Source organism: Ensifer sp. ENS10 (genome assembly GCF_014852025.1).
GTDB lineage: Bacteria > Pseudomonadota > Alphaproteobacteria > Rhizobiales > Rhizobiaceae > Ensifer.
On record NZ_JACVAS010000005.1, the window covers coordinates 165,471 to 190,817 of the forward strand.

Consider the following 25,347-nt stretch of genomic DNA (forward strand, 5'->3'; position numbering starts at 1 on the left):
TGCAAATGCAGCGGTGCTGGTTACCGGCATTGGTGGGTTTCTCGCCGGGCACGTCGCCTTTCAGTTGCTTAAGCAAGGCTATCGTGTGCGCGGTAGTCTGCGCCACATCGAAAAAAGTGACGCGTGCGACGTCTGCTTGGCGCTCATATTGGCAAGGATGCTCTGGAGCGGCTCAGCTTCGTGCAGGCAGATCTTGATAGCGACGATGGCTGGCCTGCAGCTGTCGAAGGCTGTCGTTATGTCATTCATACCGCGTCTCCCTTTCCTCCTGGGTTTCCGGAAAATACGGACGCTTTGATCCAGACCGCCCGTGAGGGCGCTTTGCGGGTGCTCCTTGCGGCGCACAACGCGCGCGTCGAGCGGGTGGTCCTCACATCCTCGATAGGTGCCACCAACCATGGCGACGGGCAGGCCCCCTTCACCGAAGAAAATTGGACTGACCCGAACGGTCCGCGGGCAACGCCCTATTACCAGTCAAAAACTTTGACTGAGCGTGCTGCCTGGGCCTTTGCGCGCGACGTAGGGCTCGAACTGACTGTCATTAACCCGAGCATGATCCTGGGGCCGTTGCTCGGAGCGAATTTCGGGACATCCGTGGGACCGATCCATCATCTGATGACAGGACAATTCCAAGGTATTCCACGGTTTGGTTTCTCAGTGGTGGATGTGCGCGATGTGGCGCGGGCTCACCTGCTGGCGATGACGCAGCCCGAAGCCAAAGATCAAAGGTTTATCGTTGGCGGGCGCTTTTTCTGGCTCAAGGATTTGGTAGCTGTCCTGGCTGCGTCCTTCCCAGAGTACGTCTCACGGCTTCCTTCAGGTGAAGTTCCCGATGAGGTGGTTAGGGCGATGGCGGAATCCGACTCCCATGCACGAACCATCGTTCATGAACTCAATCGTGACCTGAGTGTCAGCGCAGCAAAGGCCCGGCATGTCCTGAACTGGCGGTCGCGCTCAGAGGAAGAGGCTATACGGGCTAGCGCCCAGAGCCTGATTGACTTGGGCTTAATCGCAGCCATGCCGCCGACCGCCGCAGCCTCCGTATAGTCGTCACTTATTTAGAGATCGAGCGATCTCGCCTTTTTCAATTGGAGAATACCATGACGACCCGATCCCCCAATACTGTCGAAACCTCCAGCACAATAGAGTTTTTGCGTGAAACGGAACGCGCCAGACTGCGCGCCCTCGTCGTCGCTGATCTCGACCGGGCGAGAAAGCTTCACGCACCAGACTTTCAATTGATCACGCCAATCGGCGTGGCCCTTTCCAAAGACGAGTATCTGGGGTCTATCGCATTGGGCAAAATTCGATACCTGACCTGGGAGCCTGCCGACATTGCGGTGCGCCTGTACGACACCGCTGCGGTCATCCGATATCGCGCCCGGTTGGAGATCTTGTTCAGTGGGCACAAAGTGCCTCTCAGTGATTACTGGCACACCGACGTCTACGAACAGCGTGATGGCCAATGGATGGTCGTCTGGTCTCAGGCGACCAGCATCAGCGGATAGTCGGTGCCGCAGCCACGACAGGGGCCTGAAGTTTAGTGCAGACCGTCAAGCCGTCTACGCAGACAAATCGGCCATTTAGGTAATTGCAAGCAGCTTTAGGGTCTACGTTTTTGGAGAGCGAATGGCCGAATTGCGGTCGCTTACTGAACGGCAGTTTTCTGCCGGACGCTGCTCCGAAGCAGACTGTCAGCAAGCGGCCCCAAAGCCGACTTTCAATCCCTTGATGGGATCAGAACTAATGACCCAGTTATTATTCCCTCTGTTAAAGGTTCATTCCGCAAGACATGAACTTGGCCTGTTTGGCGCTCTCCCCTCGCTATCCGGGAGTTTCAATCGCGACCCGCCCGCGATCACATGCGAGGGTAGGCAAGGAGAATGGCCGCGTCTTCGAAGGGCCACGACATAACCTCACCGCGACGAATGCTCCCCGAAGCCCAAAAGCTCGCCGAGCGCCGAAGGCTTGCCCACGAGATCGGCGAGCGTGTATTTGTCGAAAACCGCCACAAAGGCAGCTGTGGCTTCCGAAAGCACGCTCGGCAAGGCGCAGGCGGGCGCGATACGACAGCCGTGGCAATCTATCAGATCCGTCAGCCCTTCTGTATGCCGAAGCAGCGCGCCGAGATTGATCTCGTTCGTCGGCCTCGCGAGGCGTATACCGCCATTGCGACCGCGCACGGACTCCAGGAACTCAGCGTTCGCAAGGTCCTGAACAACCTTCATCATATGGTTTTGCGAGACAGAGAACGTGTCCGATATCTCCCGGATCGAGCTAAGCCCCGATGGCCGTGATCCCAAATAGATCATCAATCGCATTGCGTAGTCGGTATATTTGGTGAGCCTCATCGGGGTCTGCGTCAAATAGTCCAATCCAAAAACATGCATTTGATTAGCATCTTTGTTCTCGAATAAATAGATGCATCTGAGATACATGTTTAAGGGCGGATTTGCGATGAGCTCGCAAGCGATAACCGAAACAGACATCCGAACGATCGTTGAACGTTTCTACGCCGAAGTGCGATCCGACCAGGTCTTGAACGCTGGCTTCGCGGCCGTAACAGATTGGGACGACCATCTCGAGCGCATGACGGCATTCTGGGGGTCGATGATGATGTCCACCGGCCGTTACAAGGGCAATCCGGTGGCAATGCACTTGATCCACCTTGAACGCATCCACCCGGGCATGTTCGAGCGCTGGTTGACGCTTTGGAGGAAGGTCACTTCAGACGCCCTGTCGCCGGAGGTTGCTGCCGAGATCCAGTCAAGGGCCATCAGAATTGCTTCGCGTTTGTCGTCCGCCCTGTTTGGATCGGACCACGCAGTCCCGCCGGCCAGACCGCTTGAGCTTGCCTCACGGCCCTATAGGAGCACACCGGTTTTCGACGAAGACACGGTCCCCAAACCGCTCCTGCAGTTTCACAGGCTGCGGCCGCAGACCTGGGCGAAGCTCACCGTCCTTGAGGGAAGCCTCCACTACCACCTTCATTCTCAGCCGGTGATCGAAGCGGACACCCGCTCGCCGGTCATCATCCCCCCGGATGTGCCCCACCACCTCCAGATCGTAGGCCCGGTGAAACTTCAATTGCACTTCTACGATCACCAACCTGCCCCCCACTGATGCACCGCATCGAAAGGAAAGATCATGCCGAAACCACTCTCACCCGAGACCGTTCAGATCGTAAAGGCAAGCATCCCGGCTCTCGCGGCACACGGAGCGGACATCACGAAGAGCATGTATGCCCGCCTATTCCGTGACGATCATATCCGCGAGCTGTTCAACCATGCAAATCAGGGCGAAGGCGGCTCACAGGTTAACGCGCTTGCCGCCGCCATTGTGGCCTACGCGCAAAACATCGATAACCTTGCCGTGCTCGGCCCCGTGGTCGAGCGGATCGCGCACAAGCACATCGGGTATCATATTCTGCCCGAGCACTATCCCTTTGTGGCCACGGCCCTTCTCGCCGCCATCGAGGATGTGCTCGGAAATGCAGCGACACCTGAACTCTTGAATGCATGGGGCGAGGCTTACTGGTTCCTGGCCGATATTCTCAAGGAGCGCGAAGCCGAGATCCGCGGCGAACTGCTGAAGCGCTCGGGCGGCTGGGATGGCTGGAGAGACTTCGTCGTCGACGCGAAGGTTCGCGAAAGCGATGTCGTCACCTCGTTTGTCTTGAAGCCCAAGGATGGCGGTCGCGTTGCGCGCCACAAGCCCGGCCAATATCTGACGCTTCGCTTCCAACTGGAGAACGGCCAGGAGATCAAGCGCAACTACTCGATCTCCAGCGGTCCCAGCGATAGTTTCTACCGCATCTCGGTCAAGCGGGAAGCGCAGGGACAGGGTGGATCGCGATACCTCCACGATCGGGCGAGCGTAGGCATGGTGTTGAGTGCGACCCCGCCGGCCGGCGACTTCTTCCTTCCTGAAGCGCCGGAGAAACCGGTCGTGTTGCTTTCGGGCGGCGTTGGCCTGACGCCGATGGTCAGTATCCTGGAGACAATCGCCGAGGAGCATCCGAACCTCGAAGCGCATTTCATCCACGGCGCGCTGAATAGCGGGACGCATGCCATGGACCGGCATGTTCGCCAGCTCGCCGACGCGCATGGCAAGATCAAGATCAGCAGCTTCTACAGCGCGCCCACAGCTGAGGACGCGGTCGGACTGTCTCACGACTTCGACGGCTTCATCACCGCAGAGTGGCTTCGCAAGAATACGCCCATTGAAAATGCTGATTTCTATCTCTGTGGACCGAAGCCGTTCCTTCGCGCCCTCGTTCCGGCGCTGGCCAGAGAAGGCGTTTCAAGCGAGCGGGTTCACTTCGAGTTCTTTGGCCCGTCCGACGAACTCATTGCCGCCTGAAGGCGACGAACAACGAAACGTGGCATCGTCACTCCAATCCTGCGGCCAGCGCTTTCGGTGCCGGCCGCAGGACAGTGCCTGCACGTTTTTCAGACCAGCGCTCGAATATCAGGCGCCACCTCACCTTCCGGGCCGCGCCAGCGACCGGGCAATGTCGATGATGTCGTCGCGTGATGCCGTTGGGTCCTCCTTGTTCCAGGCAACCCCGAGCCCGATCTTGAGATCGACGCCGCGCACCGGCCTGAGCTCGAAGTTTCGGTTCGGCAGATCCTTCGTCCATTCCGGCGCAAAGCCGATGCCAAGACCGGCTGAGACAAGCGACACCAGCGAGAAGGTGTCGTCGCAGCTATAGGCGATGTTGCCGGTCAGACCATGGGTCTCGAACATTTCCGAGAAGTACCGCTCCGAGTAGGAGAGGTTCTGACGGGAGAAAGCGATGATCTTCTCGGAACGCAGATCCTCAATGTCGATCTCGCTTCGAAGCGCGAGCGGGCTCCTCTTTTCGACTGCCAAGAGATAGCGCTCATGCGCGATCGAGAAGAAGCGCAAGGAGCCGATGTTTTCAACCGGTCGGATGAAGCCGAGATTGATCTGGCCATCTTCTAGTCCACGAATGATGTCGCTGGTCGAACCACTCGTCACATGCAGCGCCACATCCGGAAACTTCCGGCCGATGCGGGCGAGAAACGCCGGCAGCACGCCGGTCGTTGCCGGATAGACAGTTCCGATCTTGATCGTGCGGGCAGCCTTGCCGGCAACCGAGCGCGCCATCTCGGCCGACACACCGACATCGCCAATGATCCGGACCGCCCGATCGTAGAACACCTCCCCTGCCCGCGTCAGCTCGACCCTGCGCGTCGACCGCTCCAGCAACCGGACACCAAGCTCCTTCTCCAGCGCCTGGATGTGCGCACTCAATGCCGGCTGGGCGATGCACATCCGCGCGGCCGCCCGATTGAAATGCAGCTCCTCGGCCACCGCAACGAAGAACGAGAGTTGGCGCAGTTCCATGTCGTGCTCCGCGCTTAATGCGAGCAACTCGATCGCCGTGTCTCCAGCGACGCCTTGCCTTGCTAAAAACGATAGGCGCGGCAGGTCGCACGCTCGCGCGCGCTCCTTTGGCTCGCTATAGTCCGAATAGAATCACCTCTAAGCGCAATGCGCTCCGAGGTTGTAAATACTCACCAAAATTCGCCACGTCAAGGCGAAATCGATATGGAGAGGCGATTTTGTTGCCGGTTCAATGCAGAATGGCTCGCACAGCTCTTCAGATGAGCGTCAAGGAGCTTGCTGAGGCAGCGACAGTCTCCACCAACACGATCGTGCGTTTCGAACGCGGCGAAGAGCTTAAACCTCGCACGGTTGCTGACATTCGTTCTGTCTTGGAAAACGCCGGCATAGCATTCATCGACGGCGACTACGCGGGAAGTGGTGGGCCTGGCGTGCGACTGAGCAAATAGTGCCGCTCTCCCGAACGACAGCATTCCAGTCGATACATTATGCGATCCCACACGCACAACTCGGAAACGTACACAGAACAGTGGGCAACGAGCAGTGGCTCGGGGTGAATGGAAATTCGACTCTACTCAACGCTCGCGATTCGAAGTGGCGGGCGATGCCTTTTGCACCATAGGAACGGATGGACACAAGAACGGTCACGTCGCAGAGAAAAATTCTTCGAAGTTCTTCCAGGCTCGGCTCCGTTGGAGGAGGTGGTTTCTAAATGCGGAGCGCATCCTCGCAAAGTCTTCGTATCCGCATTGCCGTGCCAAGCGATGCACAGACGACGTCGACACGGAGCACGACACTGCGACAGACTTCGCCGTCCCTAATGCGACAAGGTCGGGATCCTGGAGCAGGACCTGCATGGCCTGCTTCAGGGCGGCCGGAAGGATGATCTCGCGCGTGATAATTCTCACCTTGATGTCCTCGACGCTGAGGGTCGACGTTGGCATCTCGCGTTGAGTTCCTGTCAATTTGTCACCGGTTTGGATACTAGCCATCGCATCGCCCTCCCACGTGATCGGCACCCGATCAATTCGGTGTCCGCGCCGCAACGAGGAGGCCCACTCACCCCATGCGCTCTGATGCGTAGCTTCCAGGCGAAGGCGGAAACACCACGGTTTTGTTACCGTTGAGGAAAACACGACCGTGAATGTGAGCGTGGATCGCCCGAGCCAGGACCTGAGCTTCGACGTCGCGACCAAGGCTGACGTAGTCGTCGTTCGATTGACTATGGGTGACGCGGACGATGTCCTGCTCGATGATCGGGCCTTCGTCGAGATCTGCGGTCACGTAGTGGGACGTGGCGCCGATGAGTTTCACACCGCGTTCGAGGGCCTGTTTGTAGGGATTGGCTCCTTTGAAGGAGGGCAGGAACGAATGATGGATGTTGATTACGCGACCGGACATCTCCCGGCACATGCGATCTGAGAGCACTTGCATATAGCGCGCGAGCACGACGAGCTCCGCCGCGGTCTCCTCAACGATGCGCATCTGCTCCGCCTCGGCCTGAGCTTTGCTCTCCTTCGTCACCTTGATGTGGTGGAACGGAATGTCGTGGTTCACAACAACCTTCTGGTAATCCAAGTGATTGGAGATGACCGCGACGATGTCGATCGGAAGCGCGCCGATCTTCCAGCGGTAGAGCAGGTCGTTCAGGCAGTGGCCGAAGCGTGAGACCATGATGATCACCTTGCGCTTGACCTTCTCATCAAAGAACTCGAACTCCATTCCCAAACGGTCCGCAATCGGTTGAAATCCAGCCCGCAGCGACTCCAATTCCCGTCCGCCTTCGGAGCAGAAACTGACACGCATGAAGAACTGGCCCGTGTCAGCGTCATCGAACTGCGCGCTGTCGGTGATGTTGCATTGCTCTTCCGCCAGGAAGGAAGAGATGGCGGCAACAATGCCACGGGTGGATGCGCAGCGCACGCGCAGGGCAAAACTCGACATGGATGTCCTCTCGCTAGGTCAGGTTGCGGCCGGCGCCAGGCTTTGCCTGAACGCCTCCAGCGTATTGGATAGAAGGCAGGCTATGGTCATGGGCCCGACCCCTCCGGGAACGGGCGTAATGGCGGTAGCGTGTCCTGCCTCCGAAGTCGCCACGTCGCCGACGAGCCGCACGCCGCCCGCGTCGCTCAGCCGGTTGATGCCGACATCGATGACGACCGCACCCGGCTTGATCCAGTCGCCCTTGATCATTTCCGGCCTGCCGACGGCGGCGACCAGAATGTCCGCGCTCCGGCATATTTCCGGCAAATTGCGGCTGCGCGAATGAGCGACCGTCACGGTGCAATTTTCGGCAAGCAACAGCTGTGAAAGCGGCTTGCCGACGATGTTGCTACGACCGACCACCACGGCGTGAAGGCCCGACAAATCGCCAAGACGGTCCTTGAGAAGCATTATCGATCCGAGCGGCGTGCAGGGCACCAGCGATGCCTGCCCGGTCGCAAGACGCCCGGCATTGAGGACATGAAAGCCGTCCACGTCTTTCTCGACGGCGATTGCATTGATGACCGCGTCCGCTTCGATTTGCGCAGGCAGCGGCAGCTGAACGAGAATCCCATGAACCGAACGATCATCGTTCAAGCGTTGGACGAGCGCGACGAGCTCAGTTTGCGTCGTCTGCTCCGAAAGCCGGAATTCCAGGGACTTCATCCCCGCTTCAACGGTCTGGCGATGCTTGTTGGCGACGTAGACGCGGCTTGCCGGATCGTCGCCGACGAGAATGACCGCGAGCCCCGGAACCTGTCCGGACATTTCTTTTAGCTCGGATACCTCGGCTGCGATCTTGGCTCTGAGCTGCGCGGCGAAGTGTTTGCCGTCTATATGGTGGTCCGAAACGGTGTCCATCATGCCGCAACCTTCAAAAGCGATTTCAATCCTAAGCCCGGATCGGCGAGCGCCTCGGGAGCGCAGAAAGCGCCCCTCTCGATCAGCTTCTCGGCGAGACGGATGTCACGGGAGACGGAGGTTCCAGGCCCTATGCCTGCCGCCGCCTGAAGAACGTGGTTTTCGTCCAGCTCGAAACGCAGCCAACCGCCATCGGCCAAGTCGCGGCGCGCGGACCGCCGTAACGGGTCATGCAAGCCGACGGCCTGCAGGCCGAGATCGAAATGATCCGACCAGAACCATGGTAGTGTCTCGAAACTTGCGGCCTCCCCGAGCATCGCTTTGGCGGCGTGGGCGCCTTGGTCGCATGCGTTTCGCCAGGTTTCGAACCGTGTGCGGCCGTAGCGTGGATGGTCGATTACTGCGCAGTCCCCCGCCGCGAAGATCGAAGGATCCGACGTCACGAGCCGGGAATTGACCTCGATCCCATTGGCGCATGCAAGCCCGGCCGAAACAGCAAGACCAACCTCCGGTTCGATGCCGACGGCAGCGACCACGAGATCCGCTTCGATCCGCGCACCGTCAGCGAGCACCACGGACTTGTGTTCTACGCGCTCGATACGGACGTCGAAGTCAAACGTCACACCGGAGCGGCGATGACGGCTCACGATCACGTCGGCGATTTCGGCGGGCACGCCTCGACCAAGCGCCCGTGGTCCGGCCTCCAGAACACGAACCGTCATGCCGCGGCGGGTCAATTCCGCCGCCAGTTCGAGACCGATGAGGCCTGCGCCGACGAGGATGGCGCTACCCCCGGCGTCCGCCTTGCCGTAGATTGCCTCGGCGTCGCCAAGGGTGCGCAGCATCAAGGCATGACCTGCGGGATCGCAGGCCAACCGCCGCGGCCTCGCCCCCGTCGCAAGCAGCAGACGGTCGTAGGCCAGGCGTTCTCCTGTCGTCAGGATGACCGCTTTCGTTTCCCGGTCGATCCCCTTTGCGGTTCGCCCGAGCACGACCTCCAATCTGGCAAGGTCGACCGCGATCGGGCGATGAAAAAGGCCCGTTTCGCCGTCGGGCTTGGAGAGGGCCGGCCGGTCGTAGGACGGCATATGCTCGCCACCGACGAGGGTTACGTGCCTCTCGCCCGCGTCTCGCAAGGCTGCAGCAGCGCGCAAGCCGGCTTCGCCCGCGCCGATGATCACATGGTGCGTCATTGCGTTTTCCATCATGAGGAAGCGGCCCGAAGACCGCTTAAGGTCAGGGGCTCAGCCCAGAACGGATCGAAGCGAAACGGGGGCACCCATTTTTACAGACAACGTGGCTGCCTCCGCCATTGCCAAGGCGGCAACGCCATCTTCCAACGTCACAGGCAGCGGTTTGGAGCCGCCCACCGCTTCGACGAATGCTGCCCATTCCGCCGCATAGGCGGGCATATAGCGCTCGAGGAAGAAATAGGTCGGCTTTGCGCCGATCACGCCCTCGGTTGTCGACTTCACGACGGTGCTTTCGAGCATGTTCTGGGCCTGCAGTAGCCCCTTGGAGCCAAGCAACTCAAGGCGCTGGTCGTAACCGTAAACGGCGCGGCGGCTGTTCTTGATGACAGCAATGCGGCCATCGGCGTAGGTGAGCGTCACCACAGCCGTGTCGACGTCGCCTGCCGAACCGATATCTGAATCGACGATGGACGAACCGACCGCGGTAACAGTGACCGGTGGTGTACCCATGATGAAATTCGCCATGTCGAAATCGTGGATCATCATGTCCCGGAAGAGACCGCCGGAGACCTTGATATAGGCGACAGGCGGTGGCGCGGGGTCGAAGGAGGTGATCGACAGAAGTTCCGCCTTGCCGATTTCGCCTGCATCAGTTGCCCTTTTGAGCGCCGAAAAACTAGGATCGAACCGGCGATTGAAACCGACCATGACGGGCCGACCGGTGGACGAAACCGCCTTCTGGCAGGCCTGCGCCCGCGCGAGGCTGAGATCAACCGGCTTTTCGCAAAGGACGGCCTTTCCAGCGGCCGTTGCCTTTTCAATGAGATCGGAATGGGTGTCAGTCGACGTGGCGATCAGCACGGCATCGATCGACGGATCACCCAGAATAGCCGCCGTGTCGCGCGCCTCAGCGCCGTATTGGGTGGCGATCTTTTCGGCAGCGGCCATGTTGATGTCGGATACGGCAACAAGTCTGCTGCCGGAATGGCTGGAGATCGCCGTTGCGTGTACGCAGGCGATGCGACCCGCGCCGAGAAGGCCAACTTTAAGCATTTGATTTTCCTTTACTGATCAAAGACCGAGTTCGGTCTTGAATGCGGTCAATTCGGTGTCGGTGATTGCGACGTTGTGCTGAGGCTGGGGATAGACGCCCTTGTTGACGTCATCGATGAACTCGCGGAACGCAGCGACGCGCTCCTTCTGCAACCGCTCGAATTCGGCCGAGAAATTGCGATAGGTCTTGGCGTGGCGCGGCCTATGGCCATTGGTATGGCCAAGCACATCCTCGGCGAAGAGATATTGGGCATCGGCTCCCGGACCGGCGCCCATGCCGAGCATGATCATCGAGGTGTTTTTCGAGATCAGCTCACCGACCCTGTCCGGCACGACCTCCAGCTCCGCGCCGAAGCAACCGATGGCTTCGAGTTGCTTGACGTGACGGAAGACCTTGACCGCCTCGGCCGCCGACTTGCCGACCGCACGGAAGCCAGTCCACGTGATGTAGGATGGGATGAGCCCGACGTGGGCCACGACCGGCACATGGTTGTCGCAGAGCACCTTCTGAATTTCGAGCGAGGCGGCGCAGTAGAAGCAGTCGCCGCCCATGGCGGAAAAGTGAAAGGCGGCACGCAGATAGTCGTCAGCCGTTGCAAGCGGGCGGCCCTCGAACTTGCCCCAGCCGCCGTAGGGCAGACCAACCTGCACGAAGCAGCGGCCCGCCGCCTCGCGCATTTCGGGCGAAAAGAAGCGCCCTTCGATCGAGAGCATGTGGATACCGGCGGCATCGGCCGCCGCCGCTTCCTCGAGCGTCGTGACGTAAAGCATGGAGATCTTTTCGCCGCGCGCCTTCATGGCGCGGATGTCGGCTACAGTCGGACGGGTATTCTTGTGGACCATCGAAGTTACACCGTGAACGCGTTGCGGAAGGATTCAAGCGCGAGTTCCGGATCGCCGGAGGCAAAAGCCTCCATGCCGACCGGTCCGGCGTAACCCATGGCTTTTAGAGCCGTGGCGATGCCCTTCCAGTTGACCTCACCGGTTCCGGGCTCAAAGCGGCCAGGCACATCGGCCACCTGGATTTCGCCGATAAAGGGCAGGCACTTGCGGCAGAGTTCGATCAGGTTCCCCTCGCCGATCTGGGCATGGTAGAGGTCGAGATTGAGACGCAGACGCGGGTGATTGACGCTCGCGACCAATGCCAAAGTGTCCTCGGCCCGACCGAAGGGTACGCCCGGATGGTCGACGGGAAGGTTGAGGTTCTCGAGCGTGAAGGTGACGCTCTCTTCCTCTGCCATGTCGACGACACGGCAAAGCGTGTCGCGCGCCTTCAGCCACATCGCCCCTGTTACCACCTCGATGGGCTGGACTGGGAGCCCACCTTCGCCAAGGCCGGTCCCGTGCAGATTGAGACGCTGCACACCAAGCCTCTTTCCGATCCGGGCCGTCTGTCGTGCGGTTTCAAGGAGTTCGGCCGCTCCGTCGTCATCGGTGAGCCTCCCGCGGAGATAGCCGTTCATGATGGTGAACGTGGCGCCGGTGGCCTCCAGTTTCGCCAGATCGTGGTCCGGCCAGTTCCATAGGCCGACGCCAAAACCCATTTCCTTGAGACGCGAGGCCCTCCATTCGATGGAGCGATCCCGCCAGATCATTTCCGCGCAAGCGGCCAATGCAAACTGTGTCATATCGTCAGATCTCTACGAATACGTCGCCGTTCTCGACCTTTACCGGCCAAGACTTGAGGTTGATGCAGGCAGGCGCGCGCGTCGCCTCGCCGGTCTTGTAGTCAAAATGCGCGTTATGCTTCGGGCATTCGATGATGCCGTCCATGACGAGGCCATCGGCAAGGTGCACCCGTTCATGCGTGCAGATCCCGTCGATGCAGAAGAACTCGTCTTCCGGGCTGCGGATCACCAGAAATGAGCGTCCGCCGTGATCGAAACGGAGCAAATCCTCAAGCTCGACATCGTCGGTTGCGCAGGCGCGGGTCCAAGTCCCCATGTCTTCATCCTTTGGCATTTCATCTTGTGCGTTTCGGTTCTTCGGAGTGCGGCCGGCTAGACCGCCGCACCGGCAATCTGGGGCGCGTGCCCGTCATGGGCGGTCATGTAGCCGTCGATCTGGGCTTCGAGTTCTGCCATGGTCTCGCCTCCCGCCATCAGGTCGGTGATTTCCTCGCGCGTCTTCTCGCCCTTGCGGAAATCGGCGGCGATCGCGCCGCGGATCAGCACCGCGAAGTGGTCACCCACGGCCATCGCGTGCATGACCTGATGGGTGATGAAGACGACGGCGAGGCCCCGGCGTTTTGCCTCGTTGACGATCCTGAGCACATGGGTAGCCTGTTTCACCCCCAGGGCGGCGGTCGGCTCGTCGAGGATCAGGACCTTCGCGCCGAAATGGACGGCACGGGCAATGGCGAGCGATTGCCGCTCCCCGCCTGAAAGGCCACCGACCAGCCGGTCGCCGTCATCGATCCGGGTGATCCCGAAGTCCTGGATGGCATGGATCGCTATCTCGTTTGCCTTCTTCCGGTCGAATACCTTGAATGGCCCCCAGCCTCTGGTCGGCTCCACGCCGACGAAGAAGCTGCGACCGATGCTCATTAGCGGGAACGTGCCGCCGAACTGGTGAACCGTCGCGATGCCGCGGCTGCTGGCGTCGCGCGGGCCGTTGAACTCGACGGCCTTGCCGTCCATCTCCATCGTGCCGGATGTCGGGCGGTAGACGCCTGAAAGCGTCTTGATTAGCGTGGACTTGCCGGCGCCATTGTCGCCGAGCAGGCACAGCACTTCGCCAGGACAGATGTCGAGCGAGATGTCGTTGAGGACATCGATCGGACCGAAGGACTTGCAGATGTTTCTGAGCTTGAGGATGGGCGCGGACATGTCGGACCTCACTTCTTCTTCGGCGAGTAGGAGAGCGCCATGCTGCGGAAGGTGTTGTTCATCAGCACGGCCAGAAGCAGCATCACGCCGATGATGAGGCTCGACCAGTTGCGGTCGAAGGACGTGAAATAGATGCCTTGGTTGACGACGGCGAAGGTGATCGTGCCGAAGAAGATGCCGATGATGGAGCCGAAGCCACCGGTGAGCAGCACGCCGCCGACGACCACCGAAATGATCGAGTTGAAGATGAAGGACATGCCGGCCGAGACCTGAGCGGAATTGAAGAGTATCGCCTGGCACATGCCGACAAAGGCGGCGCTGGTGGACGACAACACGAAGAGTGCAATCGTCAGACGAGCCGTCGGGATGCCGGCATTGCGCGCGCTGATCTTGTCGCCGCCCATGGCGAAGATCCAGTTGCCCCAGGGCGAGTAGTGAACCACGTAGACATAGAGCGCCGTCAGTGCCAGCCACCAAAAGATGATCACCTGGAAGGTGTTGGCGACGAACTGGCCGAAGAGGTACTTCGCGAGCGCGGGCGCCTTGAGGGCGACACTGGTGGTTCCGGTGAGGAGAACGGACAGTCCAAGAACGAGGCCTGCAACCGCAAAGAGGGTTCCGAGCGTGACGATCAGCGACGGCACATTGGTGCGGACCACGAGGATCCCGTTCACCAGACCGACAAAGACGCCGAGAGCGAGCGAGGCAGCTATTCCGAGCCAGATCGGCAGCTCGTAGTAGCCTGAGATGATTGCGACCGTCATGGAGCCGGCTGGGATCATCGAGCCGATGGAAATGTCCAGTTCACCGGCGATCATCAGAAGACCGATCGGGAAGGCGACGATGCCAAGATTGGCCGCGACGTTCAGCCAGCTTGCCGCACCCGCCGGCTTCAGGAAATCGATGCTTCCAAAGACGAGGAAGAAGGCGAAGACGCCGAACAGGCCGAGAAAGGCGCCGGCTTCCGGTCTGCGGAAAAGTCCGCCGACGGAAAAGCCGGAGACGTTAGAAGATGTTGACGTTTGCCCCATGGCGAGTGGTTGGCTTGCGGTTTTCGAGCTCATGATGGTTCCCCTTCCCGGCTTTGCCGTGTTGTAACGGGCCCGCTCCCTGGAGGAGGTGCAGGGAGCGGCCAGCGAGCGCGCGGGTTTAGCGTGCGCCCTTGGAGACGCCGGAGAGCGTCGACTCGATGTTCGATGCATCGACGATGCCCGGACCGGTCAGCACCGGCTTGACCGGAAGATCCGTGCCGAAGTCGATGTGAGACGCGAGCAGCGAGACTGAAAGCAGTGACTGAAGATACGGCTGCTGGTCGACGGCAAAGAGCTGCGCGCTGTTTTTGATGCGGTCGAGGCCGGCCTCGTTGAAGTCGAATGAGCCAAGCTTGACGCTCTCGACCTTGCCGGCCTGCTGGATGCCGCTCGCCGCCGCGTCCGCGTCACCGGCACCAATGGTGATGACGCCGTCAATCGAACCGTCCTGCGTCAGCGTCGCCTTGACGGCTTCGGCAATGGCGGTGGGATCACCGAAACTCGTTGCTGGCAGCGGCAGCTGTTTGCCGGTCCCGCCCGCCTTGGTGATCCCATCGATCACGCCCTTGCAGCGGGCTTCCTGATTGGCGCTGCCCGGAAGCGTGTTGACGCAGAGCACGTTCTTCTGGCCGTTCTTGCCGAAGTATTCGCCACCCGCGATACCGGCGAGGTACTCGTCCGAACCAACATAGTTGATAGCGCCTAGCTCCTTCGCCTTGTCGAGCGAACCGGCATTCATGAGGATGATCTTGATGCCACTGTCGGCGGCGGCCTTGATCGCCTCGTCCTCTGCTTCCGGCACCCAGTTGGGAACGACGAGACCGGTGACGCCCTGGCTGATGGCTGTGCGCACCAGGCCTGCCGCATCCGGTCCGAGGTTGTCGTAAGTCTGGAGCTGCAGATAGGTGACCTTGCCGCCGTTGGTTTCGACCACGAAGCGGGCATCGTCGACCCCCTTCTTGATCTTGCTCCAGAAAGCATCGTCGGTCTTTCCGCCGACAACGGCGATGTCGGCGGCGAGCGCAACGCTTGCGGCGGTGAGACAGATCGCAACCGAGGTCGCGAAAGCTTTCGTCATGGTGGTCAGCATTGTCATCGGGTTTCCTCCCTTGCGCCGGATGGCGGGTTAAAATGCTAGAAGTCTGGGCCACGGCGACCGTTCGGCCTTGGGAACCGCCTCCTCGCGGAGCCCAAGCCTTGGTGAACTCACGAGTTCGCGCGCGCCGTCTTGGCGTTCATGCGCTCCTTCTTCTTGGCGAAGCGCGCCTGCATCTGGACGTCGCCATCCTTGGTGCCGTCGTGCCAGGTGCCGCACCACTTATCGAGCGGGATGAGACCGTCCCCGCCATAGTTCACCTCGAAGTACTTGTGGTGCAGGTAGTGAGCGTAGGCATGGGTATCGAGCGGGGTCTCTTCCGTAACCTCGAGCTTGTCGAAACCGATGTGCCCGTTGACCGCTCCGAAGCCGGCGATATGAAGCTGGAACATCGCCACGATCGGATTGGAGGGGATCACCAGGTGCCAGAAGGCCACGGCATGGTAGAGGAAGCCCTCGACCGGATGCATGGAGAGCGAGGACCACGGCGAAGGGTTCACCGAATTGTGGTGGACGGAGTGGATCCAGCGATAGAGCGGGCCCCAGTGGATCAGCCGGTGGATAATGAAGAAATGCACCTCGTGGATCATGGGGGCTGCCGCAACGAGAAACGCGAGGTAGTACGGATTTTCTGACCAGCTCAGCCACGGCACCCAGCCGTTGGCAAAGACCCAGAGGAACAACACCTCGACCAGCGTCCACAGCGGTATCGAAAAAAAGAACGAGCGCAGGAAGTTGTCGATGTTCTGGCTCTTGAACCAGAAGACGTCCGACGGCTGCTCGCTTGGAAATTTCACATTGTATTTGAAGCGGTTGCCCTGTTTGCGCTTCACGTAGAAAAAGAGCTCGACCGAACCGTAGAAGACGAAGATCGCCGCCGCGTTCACCGCGTAGAGCCACAGCGCCCATTGCCAGTCCAGCGCCTTCATCACCTCGACATCCGGAACGACGTAGAACCAGTAGAGGAGCGCCGTTGCCATGTGGAAGGCGTTCCACGGCCAGATATATTCAGGCAACCATCTGAGAACGGACGGAATCTTCGGGGGCCAGGCCCAGAACGGCGCAACCTCGATGCGCCCGTTGGGCGCCCAGTCGCCGCGCTTGTTACGGGTTCCGTAATTAAGATCATCCATCGTCATGCCTCCCGACAAGCGTCTTGCTGCTCGCAAGGAAGAAAAGGCATCGACGTTTACTCCGGGCACAGAGCTGCTCTCTTCGGGCGAAGGCCCAAAGCACAGAATCCCGCGATGTCGATTGCATTTCTCTCCCAGGCGTTTGGGCTTCTGTTTTCCCCACACGCCAATCTCTGAAACGAACAATGGCAACTTGACGGGTGTTAAATCAAGGCGCATTTGTCTCTCATTAGATGATCGTGTCATTCATCTCATTTCCTAGACGAAATGATACATTTTATATCACGGGGGCCAATGAAGAGACCGACGATCCGCGATCTCGCAGAAACGGCGGGCGTGTCGATTGCCACCGCGAACCGGGTTCTATCAGGCGCGGAAAATGTCCGGACGGCTACGCGGGAAAAGGTTCAGGCGGCCGCCGAGAGCATCGGCTTTTACGGCTTGGGTGCGATCCAGGCGCGCAATGCCGCCGCGCGCCCGAAGTACCGTTTTGGCGTGATCCTTCTTCAGCCGCATCGTCCCTTTTACCAACTCGTGGCACTCGCCTTGTCGCAAGCCGCAGCTGCAGTCGAGGCGGTCGAGGTCGAATTGAGGATCGAGCATCTCGAAGACCTGGCGCCGCAGAACACCGCGGAGCGTGCCTTGACACTCGCCAGCGAATGCGACGCGCTCTGCATCACCACCGCGGTGCATCCTGTCGTCACTCAAGCGCTTGAAGAAATCCAGGGCCGAGGGATACCGGTCTTTGCATTGATCTCGCAGCTCGCGGCAACTGGTCAGATCCATTACATCGGCCTCGACAACTGGAAAGTCGGCCGCACTGCGGCCTGGACCTTCGACCACATCTGCAAGAAGCCCGGCAAGATTGGCCTGCTGATGGGCAATCCGCGCTACCGGAATCAGGAGATGAACGAAACCGGCTTCCGCTCGTATTTTAGGGAACACGCTCCCCAATTCCTGCTGCTTGAGCCGCTGTCGACCTTCGAATCCTCCGCGGTTGCGCAGGAAATGACTGAACGATTGTTGGACCAGCATCCCGATCTTGCCGGCCTCTACGTGGCGGGCGGCGGCATCAGCGGAGTGCTTGCCGCCCTTCGTACGACCGGACGGGCCGGCACTCTGGTTGTCGTCGGCTACGAACTCATGGACAACGTCAAGAGCGCCCTACTCGATGGTGCTCTGACGCTGTCGATTGCCCACCCCCTGGAACGTCTCGCCAACGAGGCGATCAAAGGCATGATCGCTGCCGTCGCGTCGGAGGGCGCGAAAGCGAGCTACACGAAAATTGTCCCTTTCGAGATGTACACGCGCGAGAACCTCTGAAAACGCACCATGCAAGCAATTATCCTAGCGCGGTTCCTCACGACGCATTATCTGCCGTACTGAGATTAGAGCGTGCACTTCAGGACGCTGCCCAGATTTCGATGCGGACAAAGTGACCGAGAGCCTCGGAGGCCAACCACGAATCTGTCGCCTTGAGGGGAATCGAACCGGCGATCCATGCACTCCGAAAACGAAGGCTATCTTTCACCCACCTTGAACCGGGCAGAGACGCAACGGATGTGCGATGCCCCGACACCGCAGCAGCCACCGATGATCGTCGCGCCGCTCTCTGCCCATTCACAGGCGAAGCTGGAGTAGCCGTCGACAGACAAGTCGTTGCGAACCGCATGAAGTGTCTCGTTTGCTGCGCCTTGCTCCTCAGTGGCGAGCGCATTGGCATAAACACCGATCTCGATGGTGCACCGTTCCTGCGCAAAAACGGAGGCCGCCTCTTCGACGGCGCGCCGCATGACTTCAGGACGGCTGCAATTGAAGAGCAGTGCTGCCGCACCAGATCCGGCGATCCAGCGCGCGGCCTCCTCCACGCTTTCGCCGGAGCGTAGCGCTGCCGGCCTGCGCTCGGCACCCGGTTCGTCATCGAGCGTGAATGATATCCAGAGCGGTCTGCTGGTGCCGGCCACCGCGATCCGCACCGCTTCGGCTTCAGTCACCAAGCTGAGTGTTTCCCCGAGCCAGACATCCACCGACGGCGAGAGTTCCTCAACCAGCGCGCCGAGGTAGTCGTGCACGCGGTCCGGCATGAAGCGCTGCGGCTCGTAGGAGCCAAAAATCGGCGGCAACGATCCGGCAACGAGCACTCTTCGGTCCACACTCGCGTCGGCCGCCTCACGCGCCAGACGTCCGGCAAGGGACATCAGCCTGCGGCCCTCTAAGCGGAACCGCTCCTCGCCAATGTGGAACGGTACCAGCGCGTAACTGTTGGTGGTGATGATGTCGGCGCCTGCGGCAATAAACTCCTCATGCACGCGCCGAACGATCGCCGGGCTCTCAATCAGCGCGAGTGCAGACCACTCCGGTTGCCTGAGGTGCGCACCGAGGCGGACAAGCTCGCGGCTCATGCCGCCGTCGAGTATTCTTACGGATTTCATGGATTTCCTTCCCATCCCGGTCAGCGCTTGATCATCGAGGACAATGCGAATGCCGTCAGCGTGTCCCGAACACCGGGCAGGACGGACACTTCCTGCCAGATTTCACGGATGCGGTCCGTCGCACTCGCCTCGACCCGAACAACGAGGTCGAACTCGCCGCTGATGACGTCGCAGGAGACGACCTCCGGCAAGCGCTTGAGTGCCTGGATAACCTCACCACCGCGCATGCGGTCATGACGGTAGACAAACATCAGTGCGGTGACCCCCGCGGTGCGCGGCTTTCCCTCGCCTGCGACGATCGTGTACCCCAGGATGAGGCTATCTCGCTCCAGTCGCTCGATCCTTTGGCGCACGGCATTGCGCGAAAGGTTCACCTTCTCGGCCAACTCCGCATGGGGGATCCGGGCGTTGCGGGTCAACTCGGCGAGAATGCGCTCGTCCGCCCGATCGAGGATGCGCTTCATGACCGCATCTCCTCGACAACGACCTTCGCAGACCGGAAGGCGCATTGCGCGGCGTCTTCGAGTTCGGCAAACCTGCCACACTGCGCAAACGAGATCGCCGCGGCCGCCATGGTGAAGCCCGGCAAGGCCTGTTGCTCTAGCTCGCTGAGGCTACGAACTTCTGTATAGCCGGTCAGTAGCGCGCCGGCGAGCGTCCTGTCGAGCGCACCGTTTGCCTTCGCGGTCCAATGCAGCAGCACCTGGGCGAGTTCGGTGATCAGAACGTCGTCGCGCCGCAGTCGAAAATTGATGACACCACTCACCTCTCCGTCGAGAAAGAACACGTTGTCGCGATTGATAGCGCCGTGAACAGCTCCACTTGGCAACTCGTCCGACACTGCCTCCACTGCGCGCCTCAGCGTCTGGTGTATCCGCGCGACGCAGATACCCAGTGCGTGGCACTTGCCGGTGGTGATCTCACTTGGCCGCGCCCCGGGCACAAAACCAACAACCGCGACGAGCTTGCCCGACACGGTGATCGTTGCCGCACCCGCATCCGTGCGGAAGGTCGCGGGACAGGGAACGCCAGCGGCAGCAAGCGTCTCCATCGTACGGAACGCGCGCTCAAGATCAAACGGGTCGGCGAAGCTCTCGAACAGGGTAATGATGAACTCACCGCGCTCGGAACGGAAAAGGAAGGTGGTCTCCGCATCGCCATCGGCAATGCCGATCACCGAGGTCAGGCGCCCAAGGCGATAGGCCATCGCGATCTGATTGCATTCGGCCTCCGATAGATCTGTAAAAACAGCCATTGTCCGTCCCTTCAGCTTTTGACGACACCAGCGCCGAAAATCGCGTCGATCTGGGCAGCACTCAGCCCGCTGTCGCGTTCGACCGCCTCGCGCAGCGGGATGCCTTCTGCGAGCGCCCGGCCGGCAAAGGCAGTGGCCTTTGCGTATCCGACGAAGGGATTGAGAGCGGCAGCAAGGACGAGGGACCCGTCGTAAAGCGCCTGACAACGTTTGGCATCCGCCTCTATCCCGTCGATGCACCGGGTACGAAGCGCGTCAAGGCCTCTCACCAAAAGCCGCAGCGACTGCAGGATGTTGAGCACGATGACCGGTTCCATTGCGTTAAGCTGAAGCTGGCCGGCGCTGGCAGCAAGTGTGACCGTCAGGTCGTTGCCGATCACCTGAAAACCAATCTGGTTTACCATTTCGGGGATCACCGGATTGACCTTGCCCGGCATGATTGAGGAGCCGGCCTGGAGGGCCGGGAGCCGAATCTCACCGAAACCGGCGCGCGGACCGCTCGACAGCAGGCGAAGGTCATTGCAGATCTTGGAGAGCTTCACCGCTGTGCGCTTCAGCGCCCCCGAAAGCGTCACGAACGCGCCCGTGTCGGATGTCGCCTCGACCAGATTTCGCGCTGGCCTCACCGCAATCCCGGACATCATGGAAAGGTGCGCGCAGATCGCCGCCGAGAACCCAGGCGGCGCGTTGACGCCGGTGCCAATCGCCGTGCCACCGAGATTGACCTCGCGCATCAATTCAGCCGTGCCCAGAAAATGCGCGACGTCCTCCTCCAGCGTCTCGGCAAAAGCTTCGAACTCCTGGCCGAGGAGCATCGGGACAGCATCCTGAAGCTGCGTCCTGCCCACCTTGACGATGCCTGCGAAGGTGTCGCCCTTCGACCGCAAGGCAGTGACCAAGGCCTGCAACGCCGCGACCAGCACTTCGCCTTCCCGCAACACGGTCAGCCGGATGGCGGTCGGGTAGACGTCGTTGGTCGATTGGCTCAGGTTCACGTGATCGTTCGGATTGACCACCTCGTAGCTGCCGACCGGCCGCCCCAGCGCCTCAAGCGCCAGATTGGCGATGACCTCGTTGACATTCATGTTGGTCGAGGTCCCCGCCCCACCCTGCATCATGTCGATAGGAAAATGCGGCGCAAGGATTTCCCCGGTGATCAGCCTGTCGCACGCCCGATCGATGGCCTGCGCAATCGCAGGATCGATAAGGCCCAGCTCCCGATTGGTCGCCGCAGCGGCCTTCTTGACCATCGCCAGCGAGCGGATGAACTCGGGGAAATCCTGGAGCCGGATGCCGGAAACGTCGAAGTTCTCCGTTGCTCGGCGCGTATGGATGCCGATCATGGCATCAGCCGGCAGTTCCCGTCGGCCAAGATGATCGGTTTCGATGCGCATTTTTGTCATGGTCAGCCCTGCCTCACTCGGAAATGGCCTGATCAAGGTCATCGATTAGGTCGTCTGTCGCTTCGAGACCGACCGACAGGCGGAACACGCCGTCGCCAGCAAAGCGGCAATAGTCCTCGAGCTGTTCACCGGTAAGCTGGTAGGTGGACTTCATCATTTCATCCGTTTCGAGCAGCACGACGATCGAGCGCTGGTGGCCGAGTGAAAAGGCATAGTGGGCAATCTTGAGGCGCCCGGCGAGTTGCTGGGCCATCCTCCCCGGATCCTTCACTTGAAAGGTCACGATGCCGCCGAACACGTCCATCTGGCGCTTCGCCAGCTCATGTTGCGGATGGGAGGCAAGCCCCGGATAAGTCACGGCCACGACCGAAGGATGGTCTTGGAGGAAGGCCGCGATCTTTGAAGCGGACTCGGAGATCGTCCGAATGCGGGGAAACAGTGTGTCGATGCCGCGCAAAATGAGCCAGGCGTTCATCGCAGGCATCGATGCGCCAAGGTAAACGCCGGCGCGCGAGCGAATTTTCTCCACCAGTTCCTTACGGCCGCAGACAACCCCGCCCAGGGCATCGCCATGGCCGTTGATGAATTTCGTGAGAGAATGGATGACCAGGTCAACCCCCAGCAGTAGCGGCTGCGTGGCGACGGGGGTCGCAAGCGTTGAATCGACCGACATCAGTGCGCCATGCTTTCTGGCGAGTGCGGCAATAGCCCCGAGATCGGTCAGGCGCAGGATCGGATTGCACGGACTTTCGCAATGGACGAGCTTCGTGTTGGGGCGGAAGGCGGCCGCCACATCTTGAGGACGTGCCATGTTCACCGGCGTGACCTCGATGCCGTAATCCGGCAGGATGCGCCGTGCAAGTTCGTTGGCGCCTGCATAGCAGACGTCGCTGAGGATCAAGTGGTCACCCTTTTTCAGGAAACTGAGAAACGTGGCGCCGATGGCTGCCACGCCCGTTGCCGTCGCAACCGCGTCGTCGGCCCCTTCCAAGGCGGCGAGCCGCTTTTCAAGCTGGCGAACCGTCGGGTTGGTCCAGCGCGCGTAAAGAAATGGCAGAGCCGTCAGATCATCGACGCCATCTGCGGAAAAGGCTCCGTTGCCCGGTTCAAGCAGGTTGTTGACAGACATGGAGATATTTGGGGCGATCGCCTTGGTCGACGGATCGATGACAAGCCCGGCGCTCAGCGCCAGCGTGTCGCGGCTGAGATCTGCCCTTGCGCCAGGCGCCCTCATGCTGGGCCCGTGCGTTGGCAGGTCTGAAAGTTTCGAGATAGTCATCGCGTCCTCCTGCGATTTGGGTCCCGGAGGTTTCCAGGAAATGGCCTTACGGGCGGCGCCATCGATCCTTTGAACATCGGATTTGGAGTGCGCTCCGAGCTTCAACGCCGTATCGGCACCTGCATCTCGACGACCCGAAAGGCGCGCGTGATGAGGATGGTGAGGCAGACGTAGAAGAGCGTGACGACGACAAGCGGCTCGTAGACCAGGAGCGTGTCCTGCCTGATCTTGTAGGCGACGGCGTAGAGATCCATCACCGTGACGGTGAAGGCGAGCGGCGTCGCCTTGAGTTGCAGAACCACCTCACCAGTGATTGTTGGGAGCGCGATACGGATCGCCCTCGGCAGCCATATGCGTCGCAACAATGTCCATCGGCCCATGCCAAAGGCCTGTCCGGCTTCCAGCTCGCCCTTCGGGACTGCGAGCAGCGCACCACGCAGCACCTCAGCCTCGTAAGCTGCATAGTTCAGCGTGAAGCTCACCGCCGCGAAGAAGAACCCCTCGCGCACGATCGGCCAAAGGAAGCTCGAGCGCAGCCCCGGGATCATCGGGAGCAGCGACCCGATACCGTAGTAGAGCAGCCACAATTGAATGAGCAGTGGCGTGCCTCGTAAACACGTGCAGTAGCTTTTGGCTACCCAGCGCAGCCAGTGCGGACCGCTCACCTGCGCGAGCGCAAGGCCGATCGCCAAGACGAAGCCGAAGCCGACGGAGATCACGAGCAGCAACACGGTCTGTGTGGCGCCGGCTACGATCAGCGGCCAGTAGTTGGAAACCCATGAGAAATCCATAGTCCGTCCCTTCAGGCTGCTTTTGGCTGACCGCGCCGGAAATAGCTTTCCAGACTGCTGAACATGACGTTGGAGACGAGCGTGATTGCCAGGTAGATCAAGGCTGCGGCGAAGAAGAACAGGAAGTAATGTTTGGTGTTGCCTGCGGCCAGGCGCGTGGCAAGCGCCAGCTCCTGATAACCGACCACGGCGATCAGGGCGCTATCTTTGGTGACCGACATCCATAGATTGGCCAGTCCCGGTAGAGCGTTCGGCATCAACGCCGGCAGAACTATCCTGCGGAACCGCAGCCAAGGTCGCATGCCGAAGGCATTGGCAGCTTCGATCTGGCCGGTCGGAACAGCGAGGATCGCGCCGCGCAATACCTCGGTCATATACGCACCCTGAACGATCCCGAGCACGACAACGGCGGCGAAGAAGCCGTTGATCTCGATCGGCGGCAAAGCGAATGAGGATAGCAGTCTGTTGATGCCGTCGGTTCCGGCGTAGTAGAGGCCAATGATGAGGATCAGTTCCGGAATGGCACGAACGGCCGTCGTATAGAAATCAAGCACGGCGGACACCGGGCGGCTGCCCTTGAGTTTTCCCGCCGCACCCACAAACCCGATTATAATGCCGAGCAGGTACGCGCCAAGCGAAATCAGGATAGTCGAGGCCGCGCCTTGAAGCAGCACCCCGCCCCATCCTGGCGGATAGGGAGAAAGCAGTTCCAGAATGGATGGACTTGTCGGCATAGGAAATGGTTCCTCGGCGTCCGAGTCGCTGCGGCTCGCACACTGTTCTTTTTGAGGGAGTATTGTCCGGAGTGCGCTGAAGGGGCGCCACGTCAACGCCCCTCCGCTTCAATCATTCGCCGTAGGGATCGAAGTCGAAATACTTCTTGGAGATTGCGGCATATGTGCCGTTGGCTCGAACGGCGGCGATTGCAGCGTTCAGCTTCGCGAGCAGCTCGGCATCGTCCTTTCGCAAGCCACCACCAATACCCTGCCCAAGGACCTGCGGATCGTCCTTCACGTTGCCCTTGTCCTCGCAGCAATCCTTGCCGAAGTCCGACTGCAGGAAGGTCATCAGCGGAATGGAATCGCCGAAGACGTAGTCCACACGACCGACAGCGAGATCCTGGAACGCCTCGTCGAGCGTGGCATAGGTCTTCTCGGACGCCACGCTCGCATAGTGCTTCTTGTAGTATTCCGTCTGGATCGTGGACACCTGGATGCCGACGGTCTTGCCGGCGATGTCGTCGACGCTGGTGCCGCCCCTGCCGTCCTGCGCGCCGATCAATTTGCTCGGTGTATTATAATACTTGTTGGTGAAGGCGATCGTCTTGCTGCGTTCATCGGTAATCGACATGGACGACCAGATGACGTCGAACTTTCGCGACTGAAGACCGGGGATCAGTCCGTCCCACGACATGTCCACGACCGAGCACGTTTCCTTCATTTCGGCGCAGACGGCATCCATCATTTCGATTTCCCAGCCCACCCATTTGCCGGTCGCGTCCTTTGTAAAGAACGGCGGGTAAGCTTCGTTCATGATGCCAAATCGCACGTCGGCGGCTGCGCTGCCGGCAGAGGCGATAAGGATCGTGCCGGCGACAAGGAAGGATGCGGTCTTCATGTAGGTTCCCTTTCTCTCT

The 25,347-nt window shown here is 60.4% G+C and carries 28 protein-coding genes; 6 read left to right on the forward strand and 22 right to left on the reverse strand.

What is annotated here, in order from left to right; translation table 11 throughout:
- Window positions 1-123 precede the first annotated feature (123 nt).
- Complete coding sequence (locus IB265_RS19125) at window positions 124-1,047, forward strand: NAD-dependent epimerase/dehydratase family protein (protein ID WP_309140392.1); 924 nt, start codon at window positions 124-126, stop codon at window positions 1,045-1,047.
- A 53-nt stretch (window positions 1,048-1,100) separates the two neighbouring features.
- Window positions 1,101-1,508, forward strand: a complete 408-nt coding sequence (locus IB265_RS19130) for a nuclear transport factor 2 family protein (RefSeq protein WP_192495028.1) — start codon at window positions 1,101-1,103, stop codon at window positions 1,506-1,508.
- A 408-nt stretch (window positions 1,509-1,916) separates the two neighbouring features.
- Here the strand turns inward: IB265_RS19130 and IB265_RS19135 are convergent, their stop codons facing one another.
- Window positions 1,917-2,489, reverse strand: coding sequence for an Rrf2 family transcriptional regulator (locus IB265_RS19135; RefSeq protein ID WP_246805994.1), 573 nt, complete (start codon window positions 2,487-2,489; stop codon window positions 1,917-1,919).
- Between IB265_RS19135 and IB265_RS19140 the strand changes: the two genes are divergently transcribed.
- The gene (locus tag IB265_RS19140; RefSeq protein WP_192495029.1) at window positions 2,458-3,123 is read left to right on the forward strand and encodes a DUF1971 domain-containing protein; all 666 of its coding nucleotides are present in this window, start codon (window positions 2,458-2,460) and stop codon (window positions 3,121-3,123) included. The two genes, IB265_RS19135 and IB265_RS19140, sit on opposite strands and share 32 nt — an antisense overlap.
- A 24-nt stretch (window positions 3,124-3,147) precedes the next feature.
- Window positions 3,148-4,362 (forward strand): NO-inducible flavohemoprotein, encoded by a 1,215-nt coding sequence (gene hmpA / locus IB265_RS19145; RefSeq protein WP_192495030.1) that lies wholly within the window; start codon window positions 3,148-3,150, stop codon window positions 4,360-4,362.
- Window positions 4,363-4,482: 120 nt separating this feature from the next.
- Here hmpA and IB265_RS19150 read toward each other — a convergent pair whose 3' ends face one another.
- On the reverse strand, window positions 4,483-5,373 hold the full coding sequence (locus IB265_RS19150; protein WP_192495031.1) for a LysR family transcriptional regulator: 891 nt from the start codon (window positions 5,371-5,373) through the stop codon (window positions 4,483-4,485).
- 239 nt (window positions 5,374-5,612) lie between these two features.
- On the opposite strand from IB265_RS19150, the gene IB265_RS19155 reads away from it, so the two are divergent.
- On the forward strand, window positions 5,613-5,822 hold the full coding sequence (locus IB265_RS19155; RefSeq protein WP_192495032.1) for a helix-turn-helix domain-containing protein: 210 nt from the start codon (window positions 5,613-5,615) through the stop codon (window positions 5,820-5,822).
- Window positions 5,823-6,017: 195 nt separating this feature from the next.
- Here IB265_RS19155 and IB265_RS19160 read toward each other — a convergent pair whose 3' ends face one another.
- From IB265_RS19160 to IB265_RS19215, 12 genes are all read right to left on the reverse strand, one after another.
- The gene (locus IB265_RS19160; RefSeq protein WP_192495033.1) at window positions 6,018-6,365 is read right to left on the reverse strand and encodes a hypothetical protein; all 348 of its coding nucleotides are present in this window, start codon (window positions 6,363-6,365) and stop codon (window positions 6,018-6,020) included.
- A gap of 67 nt (window positions 6,366-6,432) precedes the next feature.
- Window positions 6,433-7,317, reverse strand: a complete 885-nt coding sequence (purU, locus tag IB265_RS19165) for a formyltetrahydrofolate deformylase (protein ID WP_192495034.1) — start codon at window positions 7,315-7,317, stop codon at window positions 6,433-6,435.
- Between the two features lie 18 nt (window positions 7,318-7,335).
- Window positions 7,336-8,220 carry a bifunctional methylenetetrahydrofolate dehydrogenase/methenyltetrahydrofolate cyclohydrolase FolD gene (gene folD / locus IB265_RS19170; protein ID WP_192495035.1) on the reverse strand — a complete coding sequence of 295 codons (885 nt, stop codon included), beginning with the start codon at window positions 8,218-8,220 and terminating at the stop codon, window positions 7,336-7,338.
- Window positions 8,217-9,410, reverse strand: a complete 1,194-nt coding sequence (locus tag IB265_RS19175; RefSeq protein WP_192495036.1) for an NAD(P)/FAD-dependent oxidoreductase — start codon at window positions 9,408-9,410, stop codon at window positions 8,217-8,219. The genes folD and IB265_RS19175 overlap by 4 nt, the downstream gene beginning before the upstream one ends.
- A 51-nt stretch (window positions 9,411-9,461) precedes the next feature.
- On the reverse strand, window positions 9,462-10,463 hold the full coding sequence (gene iolG / locus IB265_RS19180; protein ID WP_192495037.1) for an inositol 2-dehydrogenase: 1,002 nt from the start codon (window positions 10,461-10,463) through the stop codon (window positions 9,462-9,464).
- An 18-nt stretch (window positions 10,464-10,481) separates the two neighbouring features.
- Window positions 10,482-11,306, reverse strand: coding sequence for a 3-methyl-2-oxobutanoate hydroxymethyltransferase (locus IB265_RS19185; RefSeq protein ID WP_192495038.1), 825 nt, complete (start codon window positions 11,304-11,306; stop codon window positions 10,482-10,484).
- Between the two features lie 5 nt (window positions 11,307-11,311).
- Window positions 11,312-12,091, reverse strand: coding sequence for a TIM barrel protein (locus IB265_RS19190; protein WP_057248388.1), 780 nt, complete (start codon window positions 12,089-12,091; stop codon window positions 11,312-11,314).
- A gap of 4 nt (window positions 12,092-12,095) precedes the next feature.
- Window positions 12,096-12,407: a MocE family 2Fe-2S type ferredoxin gene (locus tag IB265_RS19195; protein ID WP_057248471.1), complete on the reverse strand. Its 312-nt coding sequence runs from the start codon at window positions 12,405-12,407 to the stop codon at window positions 12,096-12,098.
- Between the two features lie 56 nt (window positions 12,408-12,463).
- Window positions 12,464-13,291 (reverse strand): ATP-binding cassette domain-containing protein, encoded by an 828-nt coding sequence (locus IB265_RS19200; RefSeq protein WP_057248389.1) that lies wholly within the window; start codon window positions 13,289-13,291, stop codon window positions 12,464-12,466.
- 8 nt (window positions 13,292-13,299) lie between these two features.
- The gene (locus IB265_RS19205) at window positions 13,300-14,322 is read right to left on the reverse strand and encodes an ABC transporter permease (protein WP_057248390.1); all 1,023 of its coding nucleotides are present in this window, start codon (window positions 14,320-14,322) and stop codon (window positions 13,300-13,302) included.
- A gap of 118 nt (window positions 14,323-14,440) precedes the next feature.
- Window positions 14,441-15,412, reverse strand: a complete 972-nt coding sequence (locus IB265_RS19210) for a substrate-binding domain-containing protein (RefSeq protein WP_057248472.1) — start codon at window positions 15,410-15,412, stop codon at window positions 14,441-14,443.
- A 116-nt stretch (window positions 15,413-15,528) separates the two neighbouring features.
- A complete protein-coding gene (locus IB265_RS19215) occupies window positions 15,529-16,551 on the reverse strand; it encodes a sterol desaturase family protein (protein WP_057248391.1) in 1,023 nt (340 codons plus the stop codon).
- 294 nt (window positions 16,552-16,845) lie between these two features.
- Between IB265_RS19215 and IB265_RS19220 the strand changes: the two genes are divergently transcribed.
- Window positions 16,846-17,874, forward strand: coding sequence for a LacI family DNA-binding transcriptional regulator (locus tag IB265_RS19220; RefSeq protein WP_057248392.1), 1,029 nt, complete (start codon window positions 16,846-16,848; stop codon window positions 17,872-17,874).
- A gap of 197 nt (window positions 17,875-18,071) precedes the next feature.
- Here the strand turns inward: IB265_RS19220 and IB265_RS19225 are convergent, their stop codons facing one another.
- The 8 genes from IB265_RS19225 to IB265_RS19260 form a co-directional block, all read right to left on the reverse strand.
- Window positions 18,072-18,983, reverse strand: a complete 912-nt coding sequence (locus IB265_RS19225) for a homocysteine S-methyltransferase family protein (RefSeq protein ID WP_057248393.1) — start codon at window positions 18,981-18,983, stop codon at window positions 18,072-18,074.
- Window positions 18,984-19,003: 20 nt separating this feature from the next.
- A complete protein-coding gene (locus IB265_RS19230; protein ID WP_057248394.1) occupies window positions 19,004-19,447 on the reverse strand; it encodes an Lrp/AsnC family transcriptional regulator in 444 nt (147 codons plus the stop codon).
- Window positions 19,444-20,238 carry a phosphotransferase gene (locus IB265_RS19235; RefSeq protein WP_192495039.1) on the reverse strand — a complete coding sequence of 265 codons (795 nt, stop codon included), beginning with the start codon at window positions 20,236-20,238 and terminating at the stop codon, window positions 19,444-19,446. Before IB265_RS19235 ends, IB265_RS19230 begins: the two co-directional genes overlap by 4 nt.
- 11 nt (window positions 20,239-20,249) lie before the next feature.
- The gene (locus IB265_RS19240) at window positions 20,250-21,641 is read right to left on the reverse strand and encodes an aspartate ammonia-lyase (protein WP_192495040.1); all 1,392 of its coding nucleotides are present in this window, start codon (window positions 21,639-21,641) and stop codon (window positions 20,250-20,252) included.
- Between the two features lie 13 nt (window positions 21,642-21,654).
- Window positions 21,655-22,920 carry a PLP-dependent aspartate aminotransferase family protein gene (locus tag IB265_RS19245; RefSeq protein ID WP_112996363.1) on the reverse strand — a complete coding sequence of 422 codons (1,266 nt, stop codon included), beginning with the start codon at window positions 22,918-22,920 and terminating at the stop codon, window positions 21,655-21,657.
- A 101-nt stretch (window positions 22,921-23,021) separates the two neighbouring features.
- Entirely contained in the window at window positions 23,022-23,711 is a 690-nt protein-coding gene (locus tag IB265_RS19250) for an ABC transporter permease (protein WP_057248398.1), read from the reverse strand.
- An 11-nt stretch (window positions 23,712-23,722) separates the two neighbouring features.
- Complete coding sequence (locus tag IB265_RS19255; protein ID WP_192495135.1) at window positions 23,723-24,445, reverse strand: ABC transporter permease; 723 nt, start codon at window positions 24,443-24,445, stop codon at window positions 23,723-23,725.
- Window positions 24,446-24,557: 112 nt separating this feature from the next.
- Window positions 24,558-25,328: a transporter substrate-binding domain-containing protein gene (locus IB265_RS19260; RefSeq protein ID WP_192495041.1), complete on the reverse strand. Its 771-nt coding sequence runs from the start codon at window positions 25,326-25,328 to the stop codon at window positions 24,558-24,560.
- Between the last annotated feature and the right edge of the window lie 19 nt (window positions 25,329-25,347).

Excerpts from the sequence above, each read along its gene's own strand:
- IB265_RS19130 (WP_192495028.1), top strand. The coding sequence starts at position 1,101 with ATGACGACCCGATCCCCCAATACTGTCGAAACCTCCAGCACAATAGAG.
- IB265_RS19140 (WP_192495029.1), top strand. The coding sequence starts at position 2,458 with ATGAGCTCGCAAGCGATAACCGAAACAGACATCCGAACGATCGTTGAA.
- IB265_RS19135 (WP_246805994.1), bottom strand. The coding sequence starts at position 2,489 with ATGTCTGTTTCGGTTATCGCTTGCGAGCTCATCGCAAATCCGCCCTTA.
- hmpA (WP_192495030.1), top strand. The coding sequence starts at position 3,148 with ATGCCGAAACCACTCTCACCCGAGACCGTTCAGATCGTAAAGGCAAGC.
- IB265_RS19150 (WP_192495031.1), bottom strand. The coding sequence starts at position 5,373 with ATGGAACTGCGCCAACTCTCGTTCTTCGTTGCGGTGGCCGAGGAGCTG.
- IB265_RS19155 (WP_192495032.1), top strand. The coding sequence starts at position 5,613 with ATGGCTCGCACAGCTCTTCAGATGAGCGTCAAGGAGCTTGCTGAGGCA.
- IB265_RS19160 (WP_192495033.1), bottom strand. The coding sequence starts at position 6,365 with ATGGCTAGTATCCAAACCGGTGACAAATTGACAGGAACTCAACGCGAG.
- purU (WP_192495034.1), bottom strand. The coding sequence starts at position 7,317 with ATGTCGAGTTTTGCCCTGCGCGTGCGCTGCGCATCCACCCGTGGCATT.
- folD (WP_192495035.1), bottom strand. The coding sequence starts at position 8,220 with ATGATGGACACCGTTTCGGACCACCATATAGACGGCAAACACTTCGCC.
- IB265_RS19175 (WP_192495036.1), bottom strand. The coding sequence starts at position 9,410 with ATGACGCACCATGTGATCATCGGCGCGGGCGAAGCCGGCTTGCGCGCT.
- iolG (WP_192495037.1), bottom strand. The coding sequence starts at position 10,463 with ATGCTTAAAGTTGGCCTTCTCGGCGCGGGTCGCATCGCCTGCGTACAC.
- IB265_RS19185 (WP_192495038.1), bottom strand. The coding sequence starts at position 11,306 with ATGGTCCACAAGAATACCCGTCCGACTGTAGCCGACATCCGCGCCATG.
- IB265_RS19190 (WP_057248388.1), bottom strand. The coding sequence starts at position 12,091 with ATGACACAGTTTGCATTGGCCGCTTGCGCGGAAATGATCTGGCGGGAT.
- IB265_RS19195 (WP_057248471.1), bottom strand. The coding sequence starts at position 12,407 with ATGGGGACTTGGACCCGCGCCTGCGCAACCGACGATGTCGAGCTTGAG.
- IB265_RS19200 (WP_057248389.1), bottom strand. The coding sequence starts at position 13,291 with ATGTCCGCGCCCATCCTCAAGCTCAGAAACATCTGCAAGTCCTTCGGT.
- IB265_RS19205 (WP_057248390.1), bottom strand. The coding sequence starts at position 14,322 with ATGGGGCAAACGTCAACATCTTCTAACGTCTCCGGCTTTTCCGTCGGC.
- IB265_RS19210 (WP_057248472.1), bottom strand. The coding sequence starts at position 15,412 with ATGCTGACCACCATGACGAAAGCTTTCGCGACCTCGGTTGCGATCTGT.
- IB265_RS19215 (WP_057248391.1), bottom strand. The coding sequence starts at position 16,551 with ATGGATGATCTTAATTACGGAACCCGTAACAAGCGCGGCGACTGGGCG.
- IB265_RS19220 (WP_057248392.1), top strand. The coding sequence starts at position 16,846 with ATGAAGAGACCGACGATCCGCGATCTCGCAGAAACGGCGGGCGTGTCG.
- IB265_RS19225 (WP_057248393.1), bottom strand. The coding sequence starts at position 18,983 with ATGAAATCCGTAAGAATACTCGACGGCGGCATGAGCCGCGAGCTTGTC.
- IB265_RS19230 (WP_057248394.1), bottom strand. The coding sequence starts at position 19,447 with ATGAAGCGCATCCTCGATCGGGCGGACGAGCGCATTCTCGCCGAGTTG.
- IB265_RS19235 (WP_192495039.1), bottom strand. The coding sequence starts at position 20,238 with ATGGCTGTTTTTACAGATCTATCGGAGGCCGAATGCAATCAGATCGCG.
- IB265_RS19240 (WP_192495040.1), bottom strand. The coding sequence starts at position 21,641 with ATGACAAAAATGCGCATCGAAACCGATCATCTTGGCCGACGGGAACTG.
- IB265_RS19245 (WP_112996363.1), bottom strand. The coding sequence starts at position 22,920 with ATGACTATCTCGAAACTTTCAGACCTGCCAACGCACGGGCCCAGCATG.
- IB265_RS19250 (WP_057248398.1), bottom strand. The coding sequence starts at position 23,711 with ATGGATTTCTCATGGGTTTCCAACTACTGGCCGCTGATCGTAGCCGGC.
- IB265_RS19255 (WP_192495135.1), bottom strand. The coding sequence starts at position 24,445 with ATGCCGACAAGTCCATCCATTCTGGAACTGCTTTCTCCCTATCCGCCA.
- IB265_RS19260 (WP_192495041.1), bottom strand. The coding sequence starts at position 25,328 with ATGAAGACCGCATCCTTCCTTGTCGCCGGCACGATCCTTATCGCCTCT.